The organism is Frankia sp. CcI49 (genome assembly GCF_001983215.1).
Lineage (GTDB): Bacteria > Actinomycetota > Actinomycetes > Frankiales > Frankiaceae > Parafrankia > Parafrankia irregularis.
Genome location: NZ_MOWP01000025.1, coordinates 145,775 through 172,105, shown reverse-complemented (window position 1 = coordinate 172,105; position 26,331 = coordinate 145,775). Strand labels below are relative to the sequence as shown.

The 26,331-nt window shown below is 70.8% G+C and carries 19 protein-coding genes; 10 read left to right on the top strand and 9 right to left on the bottom strand.

All coding sequences use genetic code 11. From position 1 onward, the window contains the following. Positions 1-10: 10 nt before the first annotated feature. Entirely contained in the window at positions 11-217 is a 207-nt protein-coding gene (locus tag CcI49_RS21985; protein ID WP_076828965.1) for a DUF1918 domain-containing protein, read from the bottom strand. A gap of 790 nt (positions 218-1,007) precedes the next feature. Between CcI49_RS21985 and CcI49_RS21980 the strand changes: the two genes are divergently transcribed. The 3 genes from CcI49_RS21980 (at position 1,008) to CcI49_RS21970 (ending at position 5,361) form a co-directional block, all read left to right on the top strand. Then, the gene (locus CcI49_RS21980; RefSeq protein ID WP_076828963.1) at positions 1,008-2,213 is read left to right on the top strand and encodes a phosphatase PAP2 family protein; all 1,206 of its coding nucleotides are present in this window, start codon (positions 1,008-1,010) and stop codon (positions 2,211-2,213) included. A gap of 107 nt (positions 2,214-2,320) precedes the next feature. Then, positions 2,321-3,511: a phosphotransferase family protein gene (locus CcI49_RS21975; protein WP_241840181.1), complete on the top strand. Its 1,191-nt coding sequence runs from the start codon at positions 2,321-2,323 to the stop codon at positions 3,509-3,511. A 107-nt stretch (positions 3,512-3,618) separates the two neighbouring features. Next, positions 3,619-5,361, top strand: coding sequence for a C2 family cysteine protease (locus CcI49_RS21970; protein ID WP_116437469.1), 1,743 nt, complete (start codon positions 3,619-3,621; stop codon positions 5,359-5,361). A 1-nt stretch (position 5,362) separates the two neighbouring features. On the opposite strand, the gene CcI49_RS21965 is transcribed toward CcI49_RS21970, so the two are convergent. Further along, positions 5,363-6,421, bottom strand: a complete 1,059-nt coding sequence (locus CcI49_RS21965) for a universal stress protein (protein WP_076828959.1) — start codon at positions 6,419-6,421, stop codon at positions 5,363-5,365. A 1,004-nt stretch (positions 6,422-7,425) separates the two neighbouring features. On the opposite strand from CcI49_RS21965, the gene CcI49_RS21960 reads away from it, so the two are divergent. Further along, a complete protein-coding gene (locus tag CcI49_RS21960) occupies positions 7,426-9,657 on the top strand; it encodes a hypothetical protein (protein ID WP_076828957.1) in 2,232 nt (743 codons plus the stop codon). A gap of 130 nt (positions 9,658-9,787) precedes the next feature. Beyond that, positions 9,788-11,542, top strand: coding sequence for a GMC family oxidoreductase (locus tag CcI49_RS21955; protein ID WP_235498189.1), 1,755 nt, complete (start codon positions 9,788-9,790; stop codon positions 11,540-11,542). Between the two features lie 71 nt (positions 11,543-11,613). Here the strand turns inward: CcI49_RS21955 and CcI49_RS21950 are convergent, their stop codons facing one another. Then, positions 11,614-12,324, bottom strand: a complete 711-nt coding sequence (locus CcI49_RS21950; protein WP_054568891.1) for a hypothetical protein — start codon at positions 12,322-12,324, stop codon at positions 11,614-11,616. 347 nt (positions 12,325-12,671) lie between these two features. Here CcI49_RS21950 and CcI49_RS21945 point away from each other — a divergent pair, with 347 nt between their 5' ends. Further along, entirely contained in the window at positions 12,672-13,199 is a 528-nt protein-coding gene (locus tag CcI49_RS21945) for a peptidylprolyl isomerase (RefSeq protein WP_054568892.1), read from the top strand. 10 nt (positions 13,200-13,209) lie between these two features. After that, positions 13,210-14,442 carry a rhomboid family intramembrane serine protease gene (locus tag CcI49_RS42135; protein ID WP_076828954.1) on the top strand — a complete coding sequence of 411 codons (1,233 nt, stop codon included), beginning with the start codon at positions 13,210-13,212 and terminating at the stop codon, positions 14,440-14,442. A 46-nt stretch (positions 14,443-14,488) separates the two neighbouring features. Here the strand turns inward: CcI49_RS42135 and CcI49_RS21935 are convergent, their stop codons facing one another. Further along, positions 14,489-14,935 carry a PH domain-containing protein gene (locus tag CcI49_RS21935; RefSeq protein WP_076828952.1) on the bottom strand — a complete coding sequence of 149 codons (447 nt, stop codon included), beginning with the start codon at positions 14,933-14,935 and terminating at the stop codon, positions 14,489-14,491. A 215-nt stretch (positions 14,936-15,150) separates the two neighbouring features. On the opposite strand from CcI49_RS21935, the gene CcI49_RS21930 reads away from it, so the two are divergent. Next, the gene (locus CcI49_RS21930) at positions 15,151-17,073 is read left to right on the top strand and encodes a glycoside hydrolase family 15 protein (RefSeq protein ID WP_054568896.1); all 1,923 of its coding nucleotides are present in this window, start codon (positions 15,151-15,153) and stop codon (positions 17,071-17,073) included. Between the two features lie 161 nt (positions 17,074-17,234). Here CcI49_RS21930 and CcI49_RS21925 read toward each other — a convergent pair whose 3' ends face one another. Further along, entirely contained in the window at positions 17,235-17,501 is a 267-nt protein-coding gene (locus CcI49_RS21925; protein ID WP_006538545.1) for a cell division protein CrgA, read from the bottom strand. 333 nt (positions 17,502-17,834) lie between these two features. Between CcI49_RS21925 and CcI49_RS21920 the strand changes: the two genes are divergently transcribed. Next, positions 17,835-18,818 carry a DUF881 domain-containing protein gene (locus tag CcI49_RS21920; RefSeq protein WP_076828949.1) on the top strand — a complete coding sequence of 328 codons (984 nt, stop codon included), beginning with the start codon at positions 17,835-17,837 and terminating at the stop codon, positions 18,816-18,818. Positions 18,819-18,933: 115 nt separating this feature from the next. Next, positions 18,934-19,602 carry an aminodeoxychorismate/anthranilate synthase component II gene (locus tag CcI49_RS21915; RefSeq protein ID WP_054568898.1) on the top strand — a complete coding sequence of 223 codons (669 nt, stop codon included), beginning with the start codon at positions 18,934-18,936 and terminating at the stop codon, positions 19,600-19,602. 63 nt (positions 19,603-19,665) lie between these two features. On the opposite strand, the gene pknB is transcribed toward CcI49_RS21915, so the two are convergent. From pknB to CcI49_RS21895, 4 genes are read right to left on the bottom strand one after another with little or no spacing between them, the layout of a single operon-like run. Further along, the gene (gene pknB / locus CcI49_RS21910) at positions 19,666-21,753 is read right to left on the bottom strand and encodes a Stk1 family PASTA domain-containing Ser/Thr kinase (RefSeq protein ID WP_076828947.1); all 2,088 of its coding nucleotides are present in this window, start codon (positions 21,751-21,753) and stop codon (positions 19,666-19,668) included. Then, entirely contained in the window at positions 21,750-23,399 is a 1,650-nt protein-coding gene (locus CcI49_RS21905; RefSeq protein WP_076828945.1) for a serine/threonine-protein kinase, read from the bottom strand. Before CcI49_RS21905 ends, pknB begins: the two co-directional genes overlap by 4 nt. Beyond that, positions 23,396-24,847 carry a penicillin-binding protein 2 gene (locus CcI49_RS21900; RefSeq protein WP_054568901.1) on the bottom strand — a complete coding sequence of 484 codons (1,452 nt, stop codon included), beginning with the start codon at positions 24,845-24,847 and terminating at the stop codon, positions 23,396-23,398. Before CcI49_RS21900 ends, CcI49_RS21905 begins: the two co-directional genes overlap by 4 nt. Beyond that, positions 24,844-26,325 (bottom strand): FtsW/RodA/SpoVE family cell cycle protein, encoded by a 1,482-nt coding sequence (locus CcI49_RS21895; protein ID WP_054568902.1) that lies wholly within the window; start codon positions 26,323-26,325, stop codon positions 24,844-24,846. The genes CcI49_RS21900 and CcI49_RS21895 overlap by 4 nt, the downstream gene beginning before the upstream one ends. Positions 26,326-26,331 lie beyond the last annotated feature (6 nt).

Here is a 26,331-nt window from a genome sequence, read left to right as displayed (position 1 = left end):
GGGCCAGCTCTCAGACGGTCACATGCTCACGTGCCGGCCGGAGCTCGATGTTCGAGTCGGCGCCAGGGAAGAAAAGGCCCTCGTGGCCGTCGTCCCAGCGGACCACGAACGGCGGCCCGCCGGCTGCCCCGCGGACCTCGATGATCACGCCGTGACGCTCGGGGTCCCCCACCGTCCGGCCGTGGACGACGAAGCGGTCGCCTACCGATGCGTACATGATGTTTCTCCCTTCGGCCTCGGTGCGCGATGCCAGCGATCGAGGTGGCACGCCCGGAGCAGCCGTCCCGCCACCATCGCCCGGCGGCTCCGCCGGTCGCGGCCACCCGGGGTCATGGCGTCCTGGGACGTGGCACCCTGGGCCGTTCGGGCGGAGCGGTAGTTCCGGGGTAACACGGTTCGCGGCCACCGGCAGGTCGGAAGGGACGCATGCCGTAAAGGTCCGCTTCATCAATTTTGCGTGCTTCGCCGGGCGTGTGGGTTGATCGAGGGATGTTCCTGCGTCCCCGCTGCTGGCAACCCATGTGATATAGGCCACGATCGGCCCGGTTGGTGTGGGTAGTGAGAGCGACGTCTCCTGCGGCTTCGGATGGGGCGACGGTGGCTGCGCCGGGGTGCGCCTGTTGCCAGGGAAGGCGCGGAGTGGCACGTTGGCAGCCGCTGGCGACCGCGCAGGCCTTGCGCGGGGGTGACCGTTCGGTGTCGCCCGTCTGACAGAGCGACGGGACAAGCGTGCCCATGTGGTGGAAATAGCCGAGGGTTGTTCGCTGTTGGTTTATCTCACTGTCACTTCACTGCCGACCGGTGCGACATGTCGGCGAGTCACCGCGGTGACCCTGACCGGGTGATCCGCCGGGGGTGGTGACGGAGTGTCAGTACCCGGCCGTGTTGTGGGATGAGTGGGGCATCACAGGGATTCGATCCTTGCTCTGCTTACCGATCGGCCGGTAGGAACGGGAGGGTTAACAGGGCATGTCGTCGGGAGGGCGTGAGACGCGCCGGGAGGGCTCATGGTGAGCATTCCGATTCCTTCGCGTGACCAGGCACGGTCCGCGACCGGGCCGGTGGCGGTGCCGCCGCTGGCGGTGACCTTGCGGACGTCCTGGCTGCACGCCACCCGGCTGGGTCGGGCGACATCCTCGGCGCTGTTCTACGGCGGCCAGGTGCTGCTCATGGCCGCGTTGTTCATGGTCTACCGGCTCGGCCGCCAGCTCGCCGTCGGCCGGGAGCCGCAGGCGCTGGCCAACGCCCGGGACGTCTGGAGCTTCGAGCGGCTCATCGACCTGCCCGACGAATCCGCGCTGCAACGCCTCGCGCTGCACTCGACGGAGCTGCTGGAGCTCGCGAACCGCTTCTACATCGGCGTGCACTTCCCGGCCTCTGTCGCGTTCCTGCTGTGGGTCATGCTCCGGCATCGGGACGCGTGGCCGCGGGTGCGGATGGTCATCCTCGCCTCGACGGGTGCCGCGCTGGTGATCCACATGCTGTACCCGCTGGCGCCGCCGCGTTTCCTGCCGCAGGTGCTGCCGCATGTGTCGCTCGTCGACACCGGCGCGGTCTTCGGCCCGTCGCCCTACTCGGGCGGCGACAAGGTGGCGAACCAGTACGCCGCGATGCCGAGCCTGCACGTCGGCTGGTCGATCATCGTTGCGTGGGGGACGGTCACCATTCTGCGGGCCCGGGCGCGCTGGTTGATGATCCTGCATCCGGTACTGACCGTCATCGTTGTCGTGATCACGGCGAACCACTACTGGATGGATGGCGTCATCGGTGGTGGCCTGGTCGCGCTCGCGGTCTTCATGACCAGGCCGGAAGTGCAGACCCGGCTGCGCTCCGTGTCCCGCACGGCCTGGGCCGGGGTACGGTCCGGCGCTCAGGTCCCGGTGGCGGTTCGGGTGCCGATCGTGGCTCAGGTGCCGGTCGTGGCTCAGGCCCCGGCAGGGGCTCAGGCGCCGGTAGGGGCAGGACAGCTGCAGGTGGGGGCCCAGTCAGGGCCGGAGGGACAGCCCGACCGGGGTGCTGCGGCGGTGGCGACGGAAAGCCCACTCTCGGTTCCGCCCGCTCGGAACAAGCCTGGCGGAACCGAGGCGACGTCCATCGGCCTGCCCGATCAGCGAGCGCTCGTGGACGGCAGCCCGTCTGGCGACCTGAGCGGCCCGTCCCTCGACCTGGTGGAGCCGCCGGGCGCGGAGCCTGCCAGCGGGCTGGCTGGCTGACCACTCGCTCGCCGCACCCGACAATCGTCTGTCGTACAAGGGATTCTGGATTTTTCCCGGGGCCGTCCGGGCTCCCCGAACGCCAGCCTGAGCACTAGGCTCTACCGATGGCCGTGGATGATCTGGCGGGGTCACGCCCGGTGCGGGACGAGGACGCGCTCGACATACCCGCAGTGGACGACTGGTTGCGCCAGTACCTTCGGAAACAGACCGATCCAGAGACCGCTGGCGCCGCGGCGCCGGCCGCCGTTGCAGAGGGCCTCGGCACACAGGCGGGCGATGAGGCCGCCAGCGAGGTCCAGACTGTCCCGCCTGCTGGCCGTCCCGAGGTCCGGCAGTTCTCGGGCGGCGCCTCCAACCTCACCTATCTGCTTCGCTACCAGGATCGGGATCTTGTTCTGCGTCGTCCGCCGCAGGGGCGCAAGGCGACCGGCGSGCACGACATGGCACGTGAGTTCCGGGTGCAGACCCGGCTGCGGCCGGCGTTCCGTTACGTGCCCCGCATGGTCGCCTTCTGCGATGACCCGACGGTGATCGGCTCGGACTTCTACGTCATGGAGAAGGTGCCCGGCGTCATCCCCCGATCGGAGTTCCCGCGCTTGCTCACGCTGGATCCCGTCCGGACCCGCCAGCTCGCCTTCAAGGTTGTGGATCTGCTGGTCGAGCTGCACGACATCGACCCGGCCGCCCACGGGCTCTCGGACCTCGGGCGTGGCGTCGGCTACGTGGACCGGCAGATCCGCGGATGGACGCGTCGCTACCGGGATGCGCGTACGCCGAACGTCCCGTCCTACGAGGCGATCATGAGCTGGCTCGCCGAGTACGCGCCGGAGGACGTCGCCTCCTGTCTGATTCACAACGACTTCCGGCTGGACAACGTGGTCTTCGACGTGTCCCATCCGACCGCAGATGGCCTACCGCGGATCAGCRGAGTGCTGGACTGGGAGATGGCGACGATCGGCGATCCACTGATGGACCTCGGGGGCGCGCTCGCCTACTGGGTCCAGGCGGACGACGACGAGATCTACCGCCTCACCCGGCGCCAGCCCAGCCACAGCCCCGGGATGCCCACCCGGGCCGAGATAGTCGAGTACTACGGGGCGCGCCGCGGCGTCGACATCGGCCGGTGGCCCTTCTACCAGGTGTTCGGGCTGTTCCGGCTGGCGGTGATCGCGCAACAGATCTACTTCCGCTACCACCACGGACAGACCACGAACCCGGCGTTCCGTGACTACTGGAAGATGGTCTGCCACCTGGAGACCCGCTGCCTTCAGGTGATGGCGGCAGCCGGACTCTAGATCAGCGTCGGAGGCTCCGGCCCGGCCCGGGACCGGGGCGGGCAAACCGGAACTCGTTGTTGTCTCTCGCTGAACGCCCCGTCACGGTGGGCTGATGACCATCTAGCGTGACGAACGTGGCTGCTGTCGGTGAGGGAGACGCTGCGTCGCGTCGCGGCCTGGCCGCTGCCCTGCGTCGCGCGGCAGCGGAGAGCCTTCTGCTGCTTGTGCCGGTGATCGCTCTCGACAACGACAGCACCTGGCGGTCGCCCTGGCAGCGGCGGTGCCACGCCTGTATCGGTGCCTGGTGGCTGGCACTGGTCATCGGTGCCCGCCGGGCCCGGGAGCGGGCCGACGCGCTGGATTCCCGCCCGGAGCCCTTTCCTGCTGGCGTGGGGGAGCAGGCTTCCGGTGTCGCCGGTGTCGCCGCGGCTGGTGTGGCTGCAGCCGCCGGCCTGGGCGGCGGCCCGGGGGTGGCTGTCGCCGTTGATGACGCCGTCTGTTTCGAACCGGAGCGGCTCGCGGAGCTGGCTCGCCGATTACGGGTCGCCGAGCGCCAGGCGGCCCGTCTCGCCGGCGACATGGGCCCGCTGGGGCGGGCCGCCGGAGCCTGCCAGGGCCTCGATCTGGTGCGTGCCGAGGCCGGGGTCATGGCTGCGGCGATCGACCGCCGACTCGCCGCCTCCGCTGCTGCGGAGGCCTCGTCGCCCGGCTGGGGCGGGGCTGGGAGCATCCTGGTCCGGCCGCATGCGTCGCCGGCCCGGCCGCGTGCAGGGGAAGCGAGCTCCGCCGTCGCCGAGCTGGTCACGTCCATCGGCACCAACCCGTTGAAACTGGGTGTTCGTGAGCTGCGGGCCATCGCCGAGCAGCTGGCACGGCTGGAGGCGGGCGTCGCGTCGCAGGTGATCAGCGGGTTGCGGGGGCGTCCGCTCCAGGTGCTGGCCACCGCGGTGGCCCTGGCCCCTGCCCGGCTCGATCTCGGCACGCTGAGCCTCCTACCGACAGTTGTCTCGATCGCTGACGTGATCCTTCGGGTCGCGCCGTCGTCGATGCTCGGCGAGATCGTGCAGCTGTTCCCGTGGCTCGACCCGCCCCCGGGTGCCGGCTACGGGCCTTGGCACCGGGCGGGGAGCCCGGCCCGCGGCGCCGCCGCCGGGCTCGTCCTCCGCGACCACACCGGCGAGCCGGTCTGGGTCCGGGGCGCGACCCCGTCGGACGTCCGGCAGGGCCGAGTGGGTGACTGCTACCTGCTCGCCGCTCTCATCGGCATCGTTCGCGCGGATCCAGGGCTCCTGCGCCGCAATCTTCGCGAGAACCCGAACGGCACGGTCACCGTCACCTTTCCGGGCGGGGCGGGCTCAACCCCGGGCCCAATCGCGGTGACGATCACCAGGAGCCTGCCCGAGGAGGCGGAGACCCGGCGGGAGATCGGCGCGGGTGCGGAGAACGCCGACGGTGATCCGGAGCTGTGGGTCGCCCTGTACGAGAAGGCGTACGCGCGGCTGGCCGGAAGCTACGCGGGCACCGACGGCGGTGATCCGGCGGTCGCGATGCGACAGCTGACCGGAGTGGAGCCGGATCGGGTCGATCCAGACCAGGTCTCGGTCGAGGGCATAGCCGCCAGGCTTGCGGCAGGTGACGTGGTGACCCTGTCGACCCGCGCTCGTCCGACCGGCTCGTCGGGTCTTGTCCCTGGGCACGCCTACGCGATCCTCGCCGCGGACCCTCCCACGGGGCGGGTCCTCGTCCGGAGCCCGTGGGATCAGACCGCCTCCGACGACCGGCTGGTCTGGCGCCAGTGGGCGAGCCTGCGCCCGGACGTCCGAACAGTCCAGCTCGGCGCGACCGGCCGCGGGCAGGCCGGCGGGTAGGTCAGACGTCCCGGACGATGGCGACCGGCGCGGCCGAGTGCAGCATCGTCTGATGGCTGACCGAGCCCAGGAGGAGCTCGGCGAACCCGCCCTTGCCACGTGCCCCGACGACCAGCAGATCGGCGTCCCGGCTCGCATCAAGCAGGGCTCGAGTCGCGGAGGCCGCCACCAGCAGCTTGTGAACGTCGATCTCCCGTACCTTCCGCGTGTCCGTGGTCTCGCTGGTGCCGAGGGCTGCCTCGATCGATTCGTCCAGTACATGCCGAGCCTGATCCTCGAGCGCCGGCAGGATCTCGGCCGAGCTCTCGGCGAACGGAAGCGGGATCGCCGCGAGCCAGGCGTGCACGACATGCAGCGGTGCGCCGCGCAGCGCTGCCTCGCTCGCCGCCCAACGCAGTGCCGCGAGAGAGTTCGGCGAGCCGTCGACCCCGACGACCACCGGGTGCACTGCGTCCGCCTCGGTCTCGGATGCTGGGCCGGCGGGTCCGGTGGGCCCGCTGTCGGAGGAGTCAGCGCGGCCCGCTTCGGCGTCATCCGACGGCCGGCGTGTGCGGGCGACGACGACAGGCACCGGTGAGTGCACGGCGACGGAGGCGCTCACCGACCCGATCCGGAGGCGATGAAGCAGCCCACGGCCTCGCGTACCGACAACGATCATCGCGGCGTCCCGGCCGGAGGTGAGCAGCGCCTCGGTGCCCGAAGCGTCGACGACCTCCTCGACGATGTCGAGTCCCGTCGGGATCGGCACGGCGTCGAGTTCCTCATGCAGGATCTGGCTGGCGGCCCAGGCCAGCGCCTCCTTGTCATGCGGGCCGGCGACTGCCTCGGCAGAGCGGCGAACCGTGGGTGGCTGCTCCCCGGCGCATGACCCGAGAACCGCGCGGATCCGCGCGCCCCGCCGGACGGCCTCGTCGATCGCCCACCGCAGCGCGGACTCGGATCCCGGTGAACCGTCGATCCCGACGACGATGTCGGTCTTGGCGGTACCGCTGGAAGCGCTGCTGTCACGGGTGGAGGCGACGCCGCCGACGCGCCGGCTGCTTCGGATGTCGTCGGTCATGGAGCTCCCTCCCGCGATGACATGACGGGGGCCGGCACACAGGGCTGACCCCGAGCCGGCACGGTCCCTGTGGCGGACCTACCCGGCCTGCCTGAGTGGAACCTGCGGGCGATGCTGCGCTCTGGCCGCTCTGGCCGGTGGCTGTGGCCAGTGACGCCTCGGCCTGGGCGCAGCCACCGGGCCGAGCGTCAATCGGTTGTCGCTTTTGTGGTGAGTGGCACCACGGGTGTATGTCGATGATTGCGTATTTAGATCTTCATCGTTGTGTTACGTGTGTACTCTCGAGTGGCGATTATCGGAGAAAACCGCCTCGGATCAGGCGTACCGCCGCCGGGCGTGTGCGGCCGTGCGCGCTCCGCTTTGTGATCTCTCTGTGTCCGCGCGCACTGCGCGTTCCGCACCGGTGTGCTGCGCGGGAGTCATCCGGGGTGCAGCTTTCCGGGCCATCCGCGTCCATTGGGATGCCGGCGGCTGTGTGCTCATTGTGTACTTCCAGTTGCCTTCTCAGGCTGCCGGCCCGGCATTTTGGCGCGCTGGCATCGTGGCTGGCCGTGAGCGTGATGAACAGACTGTGTTCCCCGTGTGGGCGGGGGGTGACTGCGGCCGGCGTGTCCCGTGGTGCGGCGGAGTAGCGTGCGGGTCCGGCCGAGGGCCCGCGTATCGTTGTCTCTTCCCTCGGGGCTGACTGAGAAGCCCCGGCTGGTTACGGATGACAATGCTGCATTCGACGGGACCCGCTCTCGGGTGATGGTGTTGCGTGCCCGGAGTCATACGCACGCGACAGTCAATTGCTCGAAAATTCGATCGGACAACGGTGAGACCTCAGAACAACGCGATCTAGCCGCCATGGAGGCCCTCCGCGACTGATAGCAAAGACCATCGAACGCGCCGACCGGCAGTCGTCGCTGCGTGACCACCCGGTCGCGGGCACGGGAGTTGACGGGGCATCAGTGCCCCGCGCACCAGGCGACCACAGGCCACCAGGAAGGAGGGAAGGAGGAACCGTGGAATCCGACGCCACGACCCAGTTGCTCATTCCCGGCGCGCTGGTGATGGTCTGCACTCCTGACCGAGGAGTACCCGTCGCGGACGTGGAGGCCTGGGAAAAGGCCGTCCTCAACGCCAACTCGGGCGTGACACCGGCGATGCGGCTCGTCGCCACCTTGGTCGCCAACCTTGCCAGCCCGGCGGGTCCGCCTGCGCCCAGCGGGTCCTACATCGCGTCGCCAGGCCTGCCGGACCTGTGCGGGATGACCAACTTCAGCCGCACCCACTCCCAGCGCCAGCTGTCGGCCCTGCGTGCCAAGGGCTGGCTGGTGACGATCATCCGTCCTGCGGCGGGCCGGCCTGCACGGTACCTGCTGAGCGTTCCGAGCACGGTCGCGCAGGCAGGGGAGATCGCCCTCGCCGGTCCGGTTGTCGGATCCGGTTCGGGTGCCGACCTCCGCGCGGCTGGCGAGCCCGGTCCGGCTGAGGGCCTCGCGGATCCCGGCCGGGCGGAGTCGCCCACGCCGTCGGGTCAGGCTGCGGCGTCGCCTCGGCCTTCGATCCAGGCTGCGCCGCCCCTGGAAGATGACTTCCCCACGGGCACGGCGGCCGAGCGGCCGGCGCTGCTACGGCGTCGCAAGCGTGCGACGTACAGTTCGGCCGGCCGTGGGGTCGTCCGGGTCCGTCGCAAGCCGCGAAACCTCGAGCCGGCGGCTGTGACGGACCCGCGTGCGGCGGCCATGCAGTCGCCCGCCGCCATGGGGCGTGGTGCTGCCGCTCCCACCGGTTCGGCGGCGGGGCCCGAGACCAACTACGACGAGCGCGCCGCCGCTGTCGGCGAGACCGCCTACGTGCCCTTCGGCTCGGCGGGCTCCACTGTGGTCCCGGCGCCGGGGAGCCAGCCCGGGCCTGCTGCGGCCGGGCACCTGCACGCGGTCTCCGGCTCGGCCGGCCTGGCCGGCTATGCGGCGTCGACCGGCGGTTCGCCGGTCGTGGGGGACACGACGCCGGCGGTCACGGCCGGAGGTTCGTCGGCCGGCGCGGTGACGTTCGGCGCGGGAGCAGACACCGAGCCACGAACCAATGCTGGTTCGCCGCTCGCCGGTCCGACGTCGCTGTTGGCCGACGTGCCGCGAGCGGCGGAGACCCAGCGAGCCGAAGACGGCGGCAGTGCAGCGCTGGTATCCGGCCCGGTGGCACTCGGGTCGTCGATCGAGTCGGGCGGGCAGCCGCCCGGGTCGGCAGGCAGGCTGGAACCGGACCCCGAGCCGACCCCCGGGGAGCCGACTCCCGCGCCCGAGCCGGAGACCGATCGCGAGCCGGAGACCGATCGCGAGCCGGAGACCGATCGCGAGCCGGAGGCCGAGGCTGATTGCGAGCCCGAGCCCGAGCCCGAACCCGAACCGGATCCCGCCATGGAGGAGATCCGTACAGCCACCCGCCAGGTGATCGACATCCTCGCGAACATGCTGCGCTGCCCGGCCGAGGACTTCGCCGAGCTGCACAAGAAGGTGTTCGACGTGCTCTGCGAGAGCAACTGGGCGCCGGTCGAGCTGGCCACCCATCTGGTGAACTTCGTCGCCAACGGTGTCTGGGTGAACGACGGCGGGGTTGTGGACAACATTCGGTGGCGTATGGACCGCCTGCCGCTGGGCGTGACCGAATGCAGTTGCAAGTCGTGCCTCGGCTGGCGAGCCATGCCGGACCGGCCATCGAAGCCGAAGTCGTCCGCTCGGCCCGCGCCACGTTCAGCAGGTGCGTCCGCGGCGGGTGGAAGCGGAAGTGGTACGGGCTCACCGCCTGGTCCGGTGCGAGCGGTCACGACCTCGGCGACCACCAGGCCGGCGGCGGCGTCCGCCGGCAGCCCGGCCGGAGGCTCTCCCGGCTCCGCCGCACCGCCTCGGCGGCCCTCGGCCCAGGGCGGCCAGGCGGGCACACGCAGGACGGGTGCGCGGGGCTCGGGTGCCCCACCCGTGTCGACGTCGGTGAACTCCAGCGCCCCCGCGGATCCGCTTCCGTTACCGACGCCGCAGGCGTTGCCGCCGCCGCCGGATCTGGCGGCGATCGTGGCCGCGGCGGAGGCCGGGGCGCAGGAAGCGCTGGAAAAACAGCAGGCACAGGAGCAGCGCGAGCAGCAGGAGCAACAGCAGGCGCAGGAGAAGTGGGAGGTAGCGGAGCGGCAGGAACAACCGGCGCTCGATCTTGAGTCGGCGATGGAGCCGCTGGAGGACCCCGCTCAGGAACCCTGAGCGGATGGCTGTCGAGGCCGGCGGTCCCCATGACGTCGCGCAGCTGAGGGCGGCGCGGCGCTGAGGGCGGCGCGGGCCTCCTCGGCGGGTTCCCAGCGACGTTCAGCACTCCGGCGGCATGATGGGGCACATGGGCGGTGACGGGACCGAACGTGCAGGGGCGGCCGTCGAGGGGCCGGGCGGCGTCCCGGATTCGGCTGACTGCGATGTCCTGGTGATCGGCAGCGGCTTCGGGGGCAGCGTCGCCGCACTTCGGCTCGCGGAAAAGGGCTACCAGGTCACCGTGGTCGAGGCCGGTCAGCGGTTCAGCCCCGCGACCCTGCCGAAGACGAGCTGGGACCTCCGTAGCTACCTGTGGATGCCCCGGCTCGGATGCCGCGGCATCCAGCGGATCACCCTGCTCGGCAAGGTGCTGGTGCTGTCCGGGGCGGCTGTCGGCGGCGGTTCCGTCGTCTACGCGAACACGCTCTACCGCCCGCTGGAGGCCTTCTACCGCGATCCACAGTGGGCCGACGTCACTGACTGGCGGTCAGAGCTCGCGCCGTTCTACGACCAGGCCGAGCGGATGCTCGGTGCCACCCGGAACCCGTCGACGACCCTGGCGGACGAGGTGTTCCAGGCGGTCGCGGGTGATCTGGGCGTCGCGGACACCTTCCGTCTGACCGACGTCGGTGTGTTCTTCGGGCGAGATGGCCGGCGTGAGCCGGGGGTGACAGTCCCCGATCCCTACTTCGGTGGCGCCGGGCCCAGCCGCACAGGCTGCGTCGAGTGCGGCGAGTGCATGACCGGGTGCCGCCGCGGCGCCAAGAACACCTTGGACCACAACTACCTGTACCTGGCCGAGCGTCTCGGCGCTCGGATCGTGCCCGACACCACCGTGCGCGCTGTTCGTCCGGACGGCCACGGTGGCTACGAGATCGAGGCCGTGCGCACCGGCGGCGGTCGTCGCCGCCGGGACGACGTCCGCCGATTCAGAGCGCGGCAGGTGGTGTTCGCCGCCGGCGCCCTGGGTACCCAACGCCTGCTGCTGGCCATGCGGGACGAGGGGCAACTGCCTGCGCTCTCCGCGCGGCTGGGCTATCTGACCAGGACGAACTCCGAGGCGATCCTGGGCGCGAGCAAGATGCGGCCGGACAGCCGGATTCCCCGCGGTGTCGCGATCACCTCGTCCTTCTATCCCAACGATCACACTCATGTGGAGCCGGTGCGCTACGGCCGGGGCAGCAACCTCATGGCGCTGCTGTCCACCGCCATGACCGACGGCGGTGGGCGGACGCCCCGCTGGGTGAAGTTCCTGCTGACCGTGGCCCGCCGCCCCCAGCGGCTCCTGCTCACCCTGCCCTGGCGCTGGTCGGAGCGAACCATGATCGCTCTCGTCATGCAGTCCCGGGACAACTCGTTGACGGTCCGCCGGCGCCGTGGTCCGTTCGGGATCTCATGGCTGACCAGCCGGCCGGGGCACGGCGAGCCGAGCCCGACCTGGATTCCGGAGGGCAACCGCGCCACCCGGCTGGTCGCTGAGCGGATGGGCGGCCAGCCCGGCACCGCGATCACCGAGCTCGCGGACATCCCCATCACCGCGCACATTCTCGGCGGCGCGGTACTTTCCACCGATCCCTCGCGTGGCGTGGTCGATCCGTATCATCGAGTGTTCGGCTATCCGGGCCTGCACGTGGTGGACGGTGCCGCGGTGCCGGCGAACCTGGGGGTCAACCCGTCCCTGACCATCACGGCCATGGCCGAGCGGGCCGTGGCCTGCTGGCCGAACCGGGGCGAACCCGACCCGCGCCCGGAGCTGGGCGCACCATATCGGCGGATCGCCCCGGTCGCACCGGCCCACCCGGCTGTCCCGGCGGGCGCGCCAGGACGCTACGACGTCGGGTGATCAGCGAGCTTTTTCCATCGTCGACTCGGGACCTGCGGCTTCTGTGCCGTTGACCGTGAGATGGAAAAGGCTCAGACGCGGCGGCCGGCTTCGGTCATCGCGTCCACACCCGGCATCTCCTCCAGCCCGGAGGTCGCCTCCGGCCCGACCCCGTCCGTGATGTTGCTGCGCACCGGCGGAACGGGCTCGGCGGTGATCGTCGCCTCGTCGCCGGACGAAAGGTAGCGGCGCGCCGCGACAGCGGCGACCGCACCCCCGGCGAGCAGGAACAGGGCGACGAACTCGCGCCGCCGCCGCCGGTGCACCCGCGCGAGCCGTGCCTCCGCCTTCTCCAGCCGCTTCTCGAGCAGCTCCTGCGCACGGTCGGCCCGCTCGCGGGCCTTCGACTCCGAGCGGATCGCGCGTCGTGAGCGCGACTTCTCGAGCCGCAGCTCGGTGGCCATCCGGGCGCGCTCCGCGGAGATCTCCGCGCTGGTACGTGCCTTCTCGATGCGCCGCGAGGTCCGCCCCGAGACGTCGGAGGCCTTGCCGGCCGCGAGCCCCGCCGCCTTGCTGGCCGCGGCGCCGCCGGTGGAGGAGACGTCGGTGACCCGGTGCGCGAGGGTGCTGCCCACACCGCGTGTCGCATGCGCCGCGGAACCGGCCGTACTGCCTGCCTTGTAAGCGGCCTTCGTCGCGGCGACACCGGCGCGGTCGGCCACGGTGCGCGCGGCGCCCGGGAGCCCGCTCACCGGCGCACTGTCCGTCACGTGCGCCAGTCTGTCCTTGAGTGTTGTGCTCATGGGTTCCCTTCCGCTGACTGCGTCGTCTGACTGCGTCGTCGGGTGTCGCGATCGGAGGTGAGGGCGTGCGCGTGGTGGGAGCCCCACCGGGTGAAGCGCTCCGTCAAGATCTGTGCAGTCTCCCGTACCCCGTGCGCCGGCTCTTACAACCGCGGCGGCCCACCGTGCCGTGTCACCTACGCTTGCGACACATGCCCGGTGCTGTCCCCGGTGGACCCGTCGGGCGGATGGTGCCTCACTGCCCGGAGCTGGCACGCCACGTGCCCGATGCGGCTCGGTGGGGCGGCATACGATCGGGCGAGACAAGCGGTACGTGATGAAAGACGAAGACGGAGAGAAGGCAGGCCATGGCCGAGGAGCTGTACGCGACGCTGCGCACGACTCAGGGCGACATCGAGATCAGGTTGTTCCCCGATCACGCGCCGAAGACGGTCAAGAACTTCGTCGGGCTCGCCACCGGAAGCCGGGAGTGGACCGACCCGAACACCGGTGAGAAGAAGAACGGAGTTTCGCTGTACAGCGGGACCATCTTCCACCGCGTGATCCCGAACTTCATGATCCAGGGTGGGGATCCGCTGGGCAGCGGCCGTGGCGGCCCCGGCTACAAGTTCGCGGACGAGTTCCACCCCGACCTGCAGTTCAACAAGCCCTACCTGCTCGCGATGGCGAACGCGGGGCCCGGCACCAACGGCTCCCAGTTCTTCATCACGACGGCTGCCACCGACTGGCTGAACCGCAAGCACACGATCTTCGGCGAGGTCACCCGGGGCACCGAGGTCGTCGACGCGATCGGCAAGGTGGAGACGGGCGCGCAGGACCGTCCGAAGACGGACGTCGTGATCCAGGAGATCGTCATCGACCGTCGGTCCGTCTGAGGGTCCGGCCGTGACCGAACCGTCGGCGGGTGACGGCGGCCGTGCCCCGGCCGGCCCGCGGGATGTGACYCCGTCGCCGCCCGGCGGTGGCGGTGTCGAGTCGGGCCCGGTCACGGCGGGATCCTCCGGGGAGGTCTCGCCCGGCGCTGTTCCCGCGCCTGATCAGCCGGGTCGGTGGGGTGGGCCCATCCCGCCCGGGGGCGCCGTTCTGCCTGGCCAGCCGACTCCGTCGAACGAGCCCGGTCAGCCCGGTCAGCCCGGTCTGTCCGGTCAGCCCGGGCCCTGGGGCCAGCCCGGCCCTGCGGGCCGACCTGGTCAGCCCGGCTCCTGGAGCCAGCCCGGTCAGTCCGGTCAGCCGGGTCAGGCTGGTCAGCCCGGCTCCTTGGAGCAGCCGCACTGCTACCGGCATCCGGAGCGCGAGACGTACGTCTCCTGCCAGCGATGCGGGCGACCGATCTGCCCGGACTGCATGCGGCCGGCGGCCGTCGGCTTTCACTGCCCGGAGGAATCCGGCGGCTCCGGGCGCGCTGGCACGGCTCGGTCCGGCAGCCGGAGCAGGCCGGGTTTCGGGAGCCGGGTCGGGCGGGGCCGGCAGGGGCTGGTCACCCAGGTGCTCATGGGCCTGTGCGCGGTCGCCTACGTCCTGCAGGGCCTGCCCGGGCTCGACCGGAGCGGGAACAACCTCAACCAGTTCAGCCAGGACTTCCTGCTCAGCGGCGTCGACATCGCCTTCTACGACCAGTACTACCGGATTGTCACGGCCGCCTTCCTGCACGGGAACTTCCTGCACATCCTGGTGAACCTGTACGCGCTGTTCATCATGGGTCACCAGCTGGAAGCGGTCGTCGGGCGACTTCGGCTGATCGGGCTGTTTCTCGCCGGCGCGGTCGGGGGGAACGTCCTGAGCTATGTCGTGAACGGCCTGGAGACGAGCTCGCTCGGCGCATCGACCGCGATCTTCGGTTTCTTCGGCGCGTTCTATGTGATCGCCCGCCGGATGCGGGCTGACACCACCCAGATCCTGATCCTGATCGTGCTGAACTTCGCGATCACGTTCTCGCTCAGCAGCATCGACCGCTGGGGCCACATCGGTGGGCTGGTGGCCGGGACCATCGTCGGCGCGATCTACGCCTACCTGCCGGCGCGCCGCGGGGGCGCCCAGGCGGCCGCGGTGCTGACACTCATCGGTGTTCTCTTCGTGGCGGCGGTCGTGAAGACGTCCTCGCTGGGGCTGCCGGTCTAGGGCACTCGCCGCGTGCGCCCGGGACGCTCGCCGCGCGCGGTGGAGGTCAGCCGAGGCGCGCGCGGTGCTCCTCGATGATGGTCGCGATCGGCGTGGGGTCCGTGCCGAGCTGGCGGCGGCTGAGGAACACCGGGCCGTCAAGTGTCTCGATCTCCAGCGTGCGCACGTGCACGAGGCGCCGGCCGTGACTCAGGGCCGACGCGTGCACACTGGTGATCGCCGCCCAGGGCAGGTGCCGCCGGCGTAGCCCGTCCACGAGGTCGAGGCCGCCGGACGTCAGCCGCAGCGCCGGCCGCGCCACCGCGTCGCGCACGGCCAGGCCCACCAGGCCCAGGCCTACCAGGCCGACGAGCAGGCGCCCCGCGTTGTCCAGCGACGCGACCCGCCAGGCGAGGTCGGCCACCGCCGCCACGACGAGCAGCACGAGGCCTCCCACGGCGTACCCGGCGCAGCGCAGCAGGGGAGGGGACCAGGACAGCTCGGCCGGCGTCATCGGTCGCTCCCTTCGCCGGTGCCCTTCGCCCGGGTGCCCTTCGCTCAGCGTCCTTCGCTCAGGGTGCCCGGTGACGGTGTCAGTTTGCCGACGTCCCGGCACGTGCGCTTGCGCCGCATGACGCCGTGATTACCATTCGCGTTCTTAGCCTTACTGAAAGTTGCGGCCGTTTTGCGACGGTCGTTCCGGGTGTCCGGACCGGTGAAGGGGGAACGGTGGCGAAGATACCGATGCGACGAGGTGGGGGCAGTCCCTTCCCGCCGATCGCCGAGTACGGGTTCCTCTCCGACTGCGAGTCGAACTGCCTGGTGGCCCCGAGCGGCAACGTCGAGTGGATGTGCGTGCCCAGACCGGACGCGCCGAGCATGTTCGGTGCCGTGCTGGACCGTGCCGCGGGCGGTTTTCGCTTCGGTCCGGATCGGACGTTCATCCCGGCCGGGCGGCGGTACCTGCCGGGCACCAACGTCCTGGAGACCACATGGCAGACACCGACGGGCTGGCTCATCGTCACGGACTGCCTGGTGGTCGATCGGTGGCATCGAACCCACCGGCGCTCCAAGACGCACCGCCGCACACCGGGTGACTGGGACGCCGCCCACGTCCTGCTGCGGCTGGCCCGCTGCGAGCACGGAGAGGTCGATCTGAGCCTCGTCTGCGAACCCAACTTCGACTACGGCAGAAGCCCCGAGTCATGGCGCTACGAAGGAAATGACTACTCCACAGGGGTCATCTCCCACGCCGGTTCGGACCCCGATCCGTCCTCGCTGCTCTCCCTGCGGCTGCGCACCGACCTGCGGCTGGGCTTCGACGGCCGGCGGGCCCTGGCCAGGACGACCCTGCGGGAGGGGGACACCGCCTTCGTCGCGCTGACCTGGCGCGCGGAGGACCCGATGCTGCCCGACAGCTACCAGCAGGCCTGCGCGGCCGTCGAGCGCACCACCGAGTTCTGGCGGCAGTGGCTCTCGCGCGGGACGTTCCCGGACCACCCGTGGCGCCAGCACCTGCAGCGCAGCGCCCTGGCGCTCAAGGGCCTCACCTACGCCCCCACCGGCGCGCTGCTCGCCGCCGCGACGACGTCGCTGCCGGAGACCCCGCAGGGGGAACGGAACTGGGACTACCGGTACAGCTGGATCCGGGACTCGACGTTCGCGCTTTGGGGTCTCTACACCCTCGGCCTCGACTCCGAGGCCAACGACTTCTTCTCCTTCATCGCGGACGTCGCCGAGAACGCCGACGACATCCAGGTGATGTACCGGGTGGGTGGGGAGCCCCGGATCGACGAGGAGATCCTCGGACATCTGTCCGGGTATGACGGTGCCACGCCCGTCCGGATCGGCAACGAGGCGGCGAAGCAGCGCCAGCACGACGTGTGGGGTGTCATCCTCGATTCGGTCTACCTGCACACACGTTCGCGGGACTACCTGTCGGAGCGGCTGTGGCCGGTGCTCGTCCGGCTGGTCGAGGCTGCCGCGGAGCACTGGCGGGAGCCCGATCGGGGCATGTGGGAGGTCCGCGGCAAGCCGCAGCACTTCACCGTGTCCAAGATGCTGTGCTGGGTGGCGTTGGACCGTGGGCGGCGCCTCGCCCAGATGCGCGGTGACTACACCACCGCCGAGCGCTGGAGCGAGATCGCCGCGGAGATCCACGCGGACGTGCTGGCCAAGGGCGTCGACGACCGCGGTGTGTTCACCCAGTACTACGGTTCGGCCGCGCTGGACGCCTCCGTGCTGCTGATGCCCCTGCTTGGCTTCCTGCCGCCGACGGACGACCGGGTCAAGGCGACCGTGCTCGCCATCGCGGACGAGCTGACCGTCGACGGCCTGGTGCTGCGCTACCGGACGGACCAGACCGACGACGGCGTCGCAGGCGAGGAAGGCGCGTTCCTCATCTGCTCGTTCTGGTTGGTCTCGGCCCTGGTGGAGATCGGCGAGGTGACCCGGGCCCGCCAGCTCTGCGAACGGCTGCTGAGCCTGGCGAGCCCGCTGGATCTCTACGCCGAGGAGATCGACCCGGCCGACGGCCGGCACCTGGGAAACTTCCCGCAGGCCTTCACCCACCTGGCGTTGATCAACGCTGTCATGTATGTGATCAGGGCGGAGGACGGCGATTCGTACACACGGCCGTCCTCCGCCGGCTGACCATCAGCAGCTCCGGACGCAGCGGGTCCGGGCACCGGGAGGGGCCGGCACATCGGGCATAAGGGCTCGAGGCACTGGATATCCACATTGTGGACAACGGTTGTGGACGAACAACACGCGTGGAAGTCACACCGTTGGCACAGCGGGCAGTCGTCGGGTGGTCAGCGCCACTGGGTCGACACGGCGAGGCCGATGACCACGAACCCGAACCCGATGAGGATGTTCCAGCCGCCGAGGCTCTCCATCCCCAGCACGCCGCCGTTGGAGAAGTAGTAGACGAGCAGGTAGGCGATCCCGATCAGGAAGAACGCCAGAATCATCGCGCCGAACCAGGGCGGCGACGGCGGCTTGCGCTTGGGCGCGCGGGTACTGCCCCCGGGGGCAGTCGCCGTCGACTTCTTCGGCTTCCGGGATCGGGATTCGGGCACTGCGAGCTCCTCGTGACCAGGTTCACACGGCGCGCCGACCGGGTCGCTTGGTCGACGTCATCTCCGAAGTTCGTCACCAGGGTAGACAGGGTGACCGTGCGGAAGCTGTGGGCACGGCCGACATGTCTGCGCCAGATGTCATGATGCCGCCGCCGTAGCCCGGCAGGCCCTGGCACTGCAGCATCCAGCGCCATGCCCGGCGTGGTCCTGCCGGTGTGCGAGGTGTGGCACGCGGCGTAACCTGCGGCGGGGAATCGCGGTGGTTGACGTCCTGCCAGCTGCGGCCGGTTCCCGGCGGCGCCACACAGAAAGGCCCGAAACGCGACGGACGACATGACAGGCGGCGCGGACGAGAGCGGCGGCGTGGACGAGAGCAGTAGCCCGGGGGAGGCCAGCAGCTCGGGCGAGAGTGACAGCTCGGGCGAGCACGGCGACCCGGATGAGAGCAGAGACCCGGATGAGAGCGGCAGCTCAGGCCAGCGCGCCGCGCGCGCCGTGGCCGGGTGGCGGGTCCTGGCGGCGGCGCTGGTCGCCGTCGTGGTCGCCGTCGTGGTCGCGGAGGCGGTCAGCGCGCCCCGGAGCGGCCGGCCCGGGGGAACGGGGGTGCTGAGCGCCGCGGGTTTCGTGGCGGCGGAGCGCCGTCGCCTGGACGAGGAGTCTGAACGGGTCCGGGCCAACCGGGAGGCGCTGGAGTCCGCGCCGGGGTCGCCAGCGTCGGCGCCGTCCGAGCCGGCACCGACGCGGTCCCCGGCGACGGTCGGGGGCCAGCCGGAGCCCTCCGTCACCGTCACCGTCCCTGCTCCCGTCCCCGGTACCGCCCCGGCCGCGCCGGTGGACCCGCTGCTTCGGCGCGCGGATCTCGCGGCGCAGGTCGGTCTCACGGCCGTGCGCGGGCCGGCGGTGACCGTGGAGCTGGACGACGCGCCGCGGGAGAGCCGAGGCGGGCCGCTTCCCGCCGGTGTTCCCTCCCCCGGCCCGAACGATCTCGTCGTGCATCAGCAGGACGTCCAGGCGGTGGTGAACGCGCTGTGGTCGGGCGGTGCGGAGGCGATGGCCATCATGGGCCAGCGGGTGACCCCCCGGACGGCGGTGCGCTGCGTGGGGAACACCCTCCTGCTGGAGGACCAGGTCTATTCACCCCCGTTCCGCATCAGCGCGATCGGTGATCCGGGCGCCCTGCGGAACGTGCTGGACACGGATCCGGGGGTGGCGCTCTACCGGGACTACGTAGCTGCCTACGGCCTGGGCTACCGCGTCACCTCCGAGGCGGATCTGGTGCTGCCCGCGTACACCGGCGGATCGCTGACCGGACCCTGAGCCGCCGGCGGGGGCTGGACGCGCCGAGCGTGCGGCAGGATGGATCCAGCACCTGCCGGCTGGCGGCGCGGTGCGATGCGATGTCTTGCGCGGTGCGGTGCCTGTGGGAGGTCCGATGCGGATCCTGGTCGTCGACAACTACGACTCGTTCGTGTTCAACCTGGTCCAGTACCTGGGCCAGCTGGAGACGGAGTGCGTGGTGCGCCGCAACGACGAGATCGACCCGGCCGCCCTCGACGGGCTGGACGGCCTCGACGGGCTCGGTATCGACGGCGTGCTCCTCTCCCCGGGCCCGGGGACACCCGAGGCGGCCGGGGTCAGCATCCCGATGGTGCGCGCCTGTGCCGAGCGTCGCCTTCCGCTGCTCGGCGTCTGCCTGGGGCACCAGGCGCTCGCGGTGGCCTACGGCGCCACGGTCGACCGGGCGCCGGAGCTGCTGCACGGCAAGACCTCGGTGGTACATCACGAGCAGGTCGGTGTGCTGGCGGACCTGCCCTCGCCGTTCACCGCGACGCGCTACCACTCGCTGGCGGTGGAGGAGCACACCCTGCCCGCGCAGATCCAGGTGACGGCGCGCACCGAAAGCGGCGTGGTCATGGCCATGCGGCACCGCGAGCTGCCGCTGGAAGGCGTCCAGTTCCATCCCGAGTCGGTGCTGACCCAGGGCGGTCATCTCATGCTCGCCCGCTGGCTGGAGACCTGCGGTGACGGCGGGGCGGCCCGGCGGCTCGCCCCGGCCCTTTCGGCGGAGGTCGAGACGCTGCGTCTGGCCGCCTTCGCCTGAGAACGGCCGAGCCGGCGGCGGTGGCCGCCGCCGGCTCGGATCAGGTCAGACGGTTGGCTGCCGTCAGCCGTTGCCGGGCCGGCCGCCGCCCAGGCCCAAGCCCCCCAGGCCCGACCCTGCTGTCGCCGTTGTCGTCGGAGTGGTGCTCGTCGGCGGCGTGGTGCTGGCCGGGGGAGTCGTGTGCTCGGGAGACGGCGTCTCCTCAGGCTCACCCGAGTCGCTGGTCGGGGTCGGTGAGGTCGTCTGCTGGCTCGCCGACACGACGATGATCTGCACCGTGCTGCCGCGGGGGACAGCGCTGCCGACCGGGTTCTGGTTGGCGACCGTGCCGGCCTGCCTGGACGGATCCGGCCGCAGCGTCTTCTCGACCTTGAGCCCGTACGACTCGAGCCTCACGGTGGCCGTCTGGACGTCCAGGTTCCGCACGTCCGGCACGTTGACGTTCTTGTTGACCACCGAGATCGTCACCGTGGAGTTCTTGGGAACGGAGGACCCGGCCGCCGGCTCGGACTGCTCGACCTCGCCCACGTCCTGCTTTGCGGCCTCGTAGTAGGGCATGACGCTGGCTTCGAGGCCGAGCGCGCTGAGGGCGTCCCTCGCCTTCTGCTCAGTCATGCCGATCAGGTTGGCGGGGACGAGTACCTGATTCGGAGCCGCCGCGACTGTGAAGGTGACCGCGGCGTCGGAGGCGATCTTCGATCCTTCTGTGGGATCGACCGCCAGGACGGTATTGGCCGCCTGGTCGCTCTCCTGGGCCTTCTGCTGGGGCTGCCCCGTCCACCCGCCGGCCTTCAGACGATTGACCGCAGTGGTGTAGTCCTGGCCGAGTAGACCGCTCGGGATCGTGATCTCCTTTGAGGAGACCGTGTCCTTGTCGTCGCCGCCGCCGCTGAACATGGACGAGGCGAGCAGCGCCACCACCACGAACACCACGACGGCGCCGAGCCCGGCGAGCACGAACTTCCAGACGGGTGAACCGCCGGAGCGGTCGTCGTCGCGGTGCCCGCGTCCGTTCCCCTGCCCGGGGTCGGCGTAGCGGTCGTCGTCGTCGAACCGGCCAGGCTGGTCGTAGCGGTCGTATGGGCCGGTCTGCTCGTAGCGGTCGTAGGGCGCGCGGCCCACCTGCGTGCGGTCGTCGTAGTCGTCGCCCTGGTAACGGCCGCGGTCGTCGTAGCGGTCGTCGTAGCCGCCGCCCGACCGGCCGAGCAGCGCGGTGCCGGCTGTCGCCGTGCTCTGTGCGCCAAGCATCGTCTGGTCGGCGCCGCCCATCAGCATGGCGTGCACCCGCTGCCCGCTCAGCGCCCGTTCCAGGTCGTCGCGCATCTCGCCGGCGGTGGCGTACCGGTCGTCGGGCTCCTTCTCCATGGCCTTGAGCACGATGGCGTCGGCCTCGGGGGAGATGCGCGGGTCGTGGCTGGACGGCGGCGGCGGGATCTCCCGCACGTGCTGGTAGGCGACCGCCACCGGGTTGTCACCGCGGAACGGCGGCTCTCCGGTGAGCAGCTCGTAGAGGAGCACCCCGGTGGAGTAGACGTCGCTGCGCGAGTCCACCCGCGCGCCACGGGCCTGCTCCGGGGAGAGGTACTGCGCCGTCCCGATCACAGCGGACGTCGCCGTCATGGTGGAGGACGTCGCGGTGGTCGCCCGGGCGATGCCGAAGTCCATGACCTTGGCCGCGCCGTCCGCGCCAACCATCACGTTCGCCGGCTTGATGTCGCGGTGGATGATGCCCATGCGGTGGCTGTAGTCCAGCGCCGCGCAGACCTCCGCGGTGACCTGCAGGGCGTAGCGCTCATCGAACGGGCCGCGGGCCTGGAGCAGGTCTCGCAGGGTCTGGCCCTCGACGTACTCCATCACGATGTACGGGAGCTGCGTCCCGTTGATGACGTCCTCACCGGTGTCGTACACCGAGACGATCGCCGGGTGGTTCAGTGAGGCCGACGACTGGGCCTCGCGGCGGAAGCGGGCGAGGAAGGTCGGGTCACGCGCCAGGTCGGCGCGCAGCGTCTTCACCGCCACCTCGCGGCCCAGCCGGATGTCGCGCCCCCGGTAGACCTCGGCCATGCCGCCGTAACCGATGCAGCCGCCGAGCTCGTACCGCTCGCCGACAAGTCTCGGCTGAGCGTCGTATCTCTCAGTTACATCGGTCACAGATTGTCACCCGTCGTCGGCTGGGTACCGCCGGCCACCACGGTGCCAGCCGCCTCACCGCCCGCAGCGGCGATCTTTCCCGCTTCGGGTGTGAGATATAGCACATGTTGGGTGGCTGCCGCCGTGTCGTTATCGGAGTTGCCCGCATTCGCGAAGGTGCGGGTGATAACGGCGACCACCAGCACGGTGAGGATCAGCAGCGCGATGAGGACGGGCAGTGGAAGCCTGCGCCGGCCCGCCGGGGCTGCGCCCCGCCGCCGGCCTGAGCGGCCACCCACCGGATCACCCGGGTCGTTCTGCCAGGCCGGCGCGGACGGCTGGTAGAGCGTGCTCGCCGGGTCGGGCCGCCCGCCGTCCCCCCGGTCGCCCGGAGCCCGTGAGCCACGGTCGCCGCCGGAGGAGTAGTTGGCCGCATAGTCGGCGAATTCGCCGGGGCTGTACAGGCGCCCGGTGCCTCCGCGTGACCCGCCGGGCCCACCGGATCCGGGTCCATAGCCCGATCCGGGGCCGGGGCCGGCCGGGCCGGGGCTCGGGTGCAGCGCCGTGGCCGGCATGCCGCCGGGGCCGACGCCCGCGGGGTCCGGCATCGGCGGCTGCTGCGGCCACGCGGCGCCGTTGTTGGGCCGGTTCCACGAGGGTGTCCGCGGCACGCTCGGGGCGCGCGAGTGCCCGGGCCCGAAGGCCGGCGGCGCCGACGGAGCGGGGTGGCGTGCGGTCATGTCCGGTGTGCTCGGGCCACCGTTCCACCGCCCGGCCTCGGCATTCCACAGGTTGCGCCGGATGCTCGCGGCGGACCGCGCGAACGCGCCCGCGGAGCTCGGCCGCCGCGAGGCGTCCTTCGACATCGCCGACTCGACCAGCGCCCTTACCTGGTAGGGGATGTCGTTGGGCAGCGGCGGCGGAGTGTCCTGCTGGTGGGCCATCACGACGACGATCGGGTTCCGGTCGTCGAAGGGCCGTCGCCCGGCCAGACACTCGTAGGCCACGACCCCAAGCGAGTAGACGTCACTCGCCGGTGTGACGGGGCGGCCGGACGCCTGCTCGGGGGAGACGTAGTAGGCCGTCCCCATCATGATCCCGGTCGCGGTGAGCGGGGCCGCGTCGACCGCGCGGGCGATCCCGAAGTCGGTCACCTTGACCGCGCCGTCATGGCGGATCAGCAGGTTGCCGGGCTTGACGTCACGGTGGACGACGCCGAGCGCGTGCGCAGCCTGCAGTGCGTCGGCGGACTGCCCGAGGATGTCGAGCATCCGGTCGGGAGTGAGGCGCTTCTCCCGGTGCAGCACGGCGGAGAGCGGCTCGCCCTCGACCAGCTCCATCACCAGGTAGGCGGTGGGGTAGTCGTCGGCTGTCGACACCTCGCCGTAGTCGTACACGGAGGCGACACCGGGGTGGGAGAGCCGGGCCGCGTGCCGGGCCTCGCCCCGGAAGCGGACCAGGAAGGACTCGTCGCTGGCGTACTCGGGGCGCAGCAGCTTCACGGCCACGGGCCGGCCCAGCGTCTGGTCGAGGCCGCGCCACACCTCGCCCATGCCGCCGGTCGCGATACGGCCGTCGAGCCGGTAGCGGTTGTCGAGCACGGTGTTGGGAGACGCTGCGCCGGCGAACGGCTGCGACGGAGACGGACTGTTGGCAGATGTGCTCATCGTTGCGTGTCCAATGCGGCCTGCATGACTTTCTGGGCAACGGGCGCTGCGACAGCGCCGCCGGTTCCGAGCTCCCCGCCTCCGTCCTCGACGATCACCGCCACGGCGACCTCCGGCGCGCTGGCCGGGGCGAAACCGACGAACCAGGCGTGCGGATCCTCGCCGTCACCGTGTTCGGCGGTACCTGTCTTACCCGCGACATTGACACCGCTGATCTGGGCCTTACGCCCAGTGCCGGAGGTCACGACACTTTGCATCATCGTGGTGAGCTTGGCCGCGACCTCGGGAGTGATCGGTTTGCTGAGCACGGTCGGCTCGGTGCGGCTGATCCGTTTCGTATCCGGACCGCGCAGCTCGGAGACGAGATACGGCTTCATGCGGACACCCCCGTTGCCGATCGCCGCGGCCACCTCCGCCATCTGCAACGGCGTCGCCTGGACGTTGAACTGGCCGATCGCTGACTGTGCCGTCTGGGCCCCGTCCAGGTCGTTCGGGAAGATACTGCGTGCCTGCTGGAGAGGGAAGTCCTCGATCGTCGAGTTGAAGCCGAAGGCCTCGGCCTGGGCCCGCACCGCGTCGTCACCCAGTTCGATCCCCAGCTCGCCGAATGCTGTGTTGCAGGAGATGGTCAGTGCGTGGATCAGAGTATCGGTCTCGCCGTCCCCACAGGTTTCCCCGTCGAAGTTGGGTAGCACCGTGGTGCTCTGCGGAAGTGTGAGCTCATCGGGCGCGGGAACCCGGGTGTCCGGTTCGTAGCGGCCGGACGACAACGCCGCGGCGGCGGTGATGAGCTTGAACGTCGAACCGGGTGGATAGGTCTGCTGTGCCGGCCGGTTCAGCAGCGGCTGGTTCTTGTCGGTGGACAGCCCCTGGTACGAGTCGGTCGCGGCGGACTCGTCGTGGGATGCGAGCGTGTTGGGGTCGTAGGTCGGGCTGGTGACCATGGCCAGGATGGCGCCGGTGCGGGGATCAAGCGCGACGACGGCGCCCTTGCGCCCCGCCAGTGCCTCGGTCGCCACCTGCTGCAGGCGGGGGACGATCGTGGTCACGACGGTGCCGCCGCGCCGCTCCTCGCCGGTGAACAGGTCGGTGACCCGGCTGGCGAGGAGGCGGTCGTCGTCGCCGGAGAGGAAGACGTCCTCGGATCGCTCCAGGCCTGCGGCGGTGAACAGGGTGTAGTAGCCGGTGACGTTGGCGTAGAGCTGACCGGCGGGGTACTGGCGCTGGTACTTGTACTCGTCGTCGACCGGCACCGAGATCGCGAGCTCCTCGTCGCCGGCGATGATCCCGCCGCGCTGCCGTTCGAGCCGTTCGGTGATCTGGCGGGCGTTGGTCGGCTCCTTCTTGAGCCGGTTGACCTGACCGACCTGAATCCAGTTCGCGTTCACCAGCAGGGCGGCAAACAAGATCATGCAGGCGATGGCGACCCGGCGAATAGGGCTGCTCACGTGGTCTTCACCACCTGCGTCGGGCTTTCGGAGACTGCGCTCGGGTCGAACAGCGGGGCATCCGGGACGGGTTCCTCCAGCCGCCGGGCAGCGTCGCTGATCCGCAGCAACAGCGCGATGATCGCGGCGTTGGCAACTATCGACGATCCACCGTAGGAGACGAACGGCAGCGTCAGACCGGTCAGTGGGATAAGCCGCATCACGCCGCCGACCTGCACGAACACCTGAAGTGCCAGGGTCGCGGACAGGCCGGTGGCGAGCAGCTTGCCGAACGGGTCCTTGGCCCCGAGCGCGGCCCGGATCCCACGCGCCGCGACGAGCGCGTACAGCAGCAGGATCGCCATCACACCGGTCAGCCCGAGCTCCTCGCCCAGGCTGGCCATGATGAAGTCGGTGTTGGCGAAGGGCACCCGCTGCGGGCTGCCCTGGCCGATACCGGTGCCGGTGATGCCACCCGCCGCGAAGCCGTAGAGGCCCTGGACGAGCTGATAGGACGTGCTGGACGGGTTGTCCCCGTCGAAGGCGTGCAGCCAGCCGTCGACGCGGATCTGGACATGGCCGAACAGGCTGTGCGCCACCACCGCGCCGAGCATGAACAGCGCGAGCCCGATGGCCACCCAGGAAGCCCGCTGGGTCGCCACATACAGGATCACCAGGAACATCCCGAAGAACAGCAGCGACGAGCCGAGGTCCTTCTGGACGACCAGGACGCCGAGGCTGGCCGCCCAGGCGACGAGGACGGGCCCCAGATCGCGGGCGCGCGGGACCTTCATGCCGAGGAAGGACCGCGACGCCACCGACAGCACGTCCCGCTTGTTCACCAGATAGGCGGCGAAGAAGATCATAAGAATGATCTTCGAGACCTCGCTGGGCTGGAACGAGAACGGGCCGACCTTCAGCCACAGCCGGGCGCCGTTGATCGTGGCGCCGATGCCGGGCGCGATCGGCAGYACGAGGAACACCAGACCGACCAGCCCCGCGGTGTACCCGTACCGGGCGAGGCTGCGGTGGTCCCGCACGACCGCCAGGACCAGGATGAACACCACGACCGCGAGCAGTGTCCACACGAGCTGGGTCTGCGCCGCCCCGGTGGGTACCTCCCCGCCCGCGCGCCGGGCGGCGTCGGCCTTCGCCAGATCGAGCCGATAGATCATGACCAGGCCGATGCCGTTGAGCGCGGCGACCACCGGCAGCAACACGGGGTCGGCGGCGGGCGCGAAGCGGCGGACGGCGAGGTGTGCCAGCGCCCACAGCGAGAAGAAGCCGAGGCCGTAGGTGAAGACCTGGAAGCCGATCGTCCCGTCCCGGGCGAGCGTCAGCGCCGCTAACGCCGCGGTGGCGAGGATCCCCGCGTAGCCGAGCAGAAACAGCTCACGGCGGCGGTACGGCGGAAGTTCGAGCCCACTCGGTAGCGGGAAGCCGGCGAACGTGGCTGTCAGGTCAGCCGACCTGGGCCTGCGGAGTGGGGGGAGGGTCATCGCGTA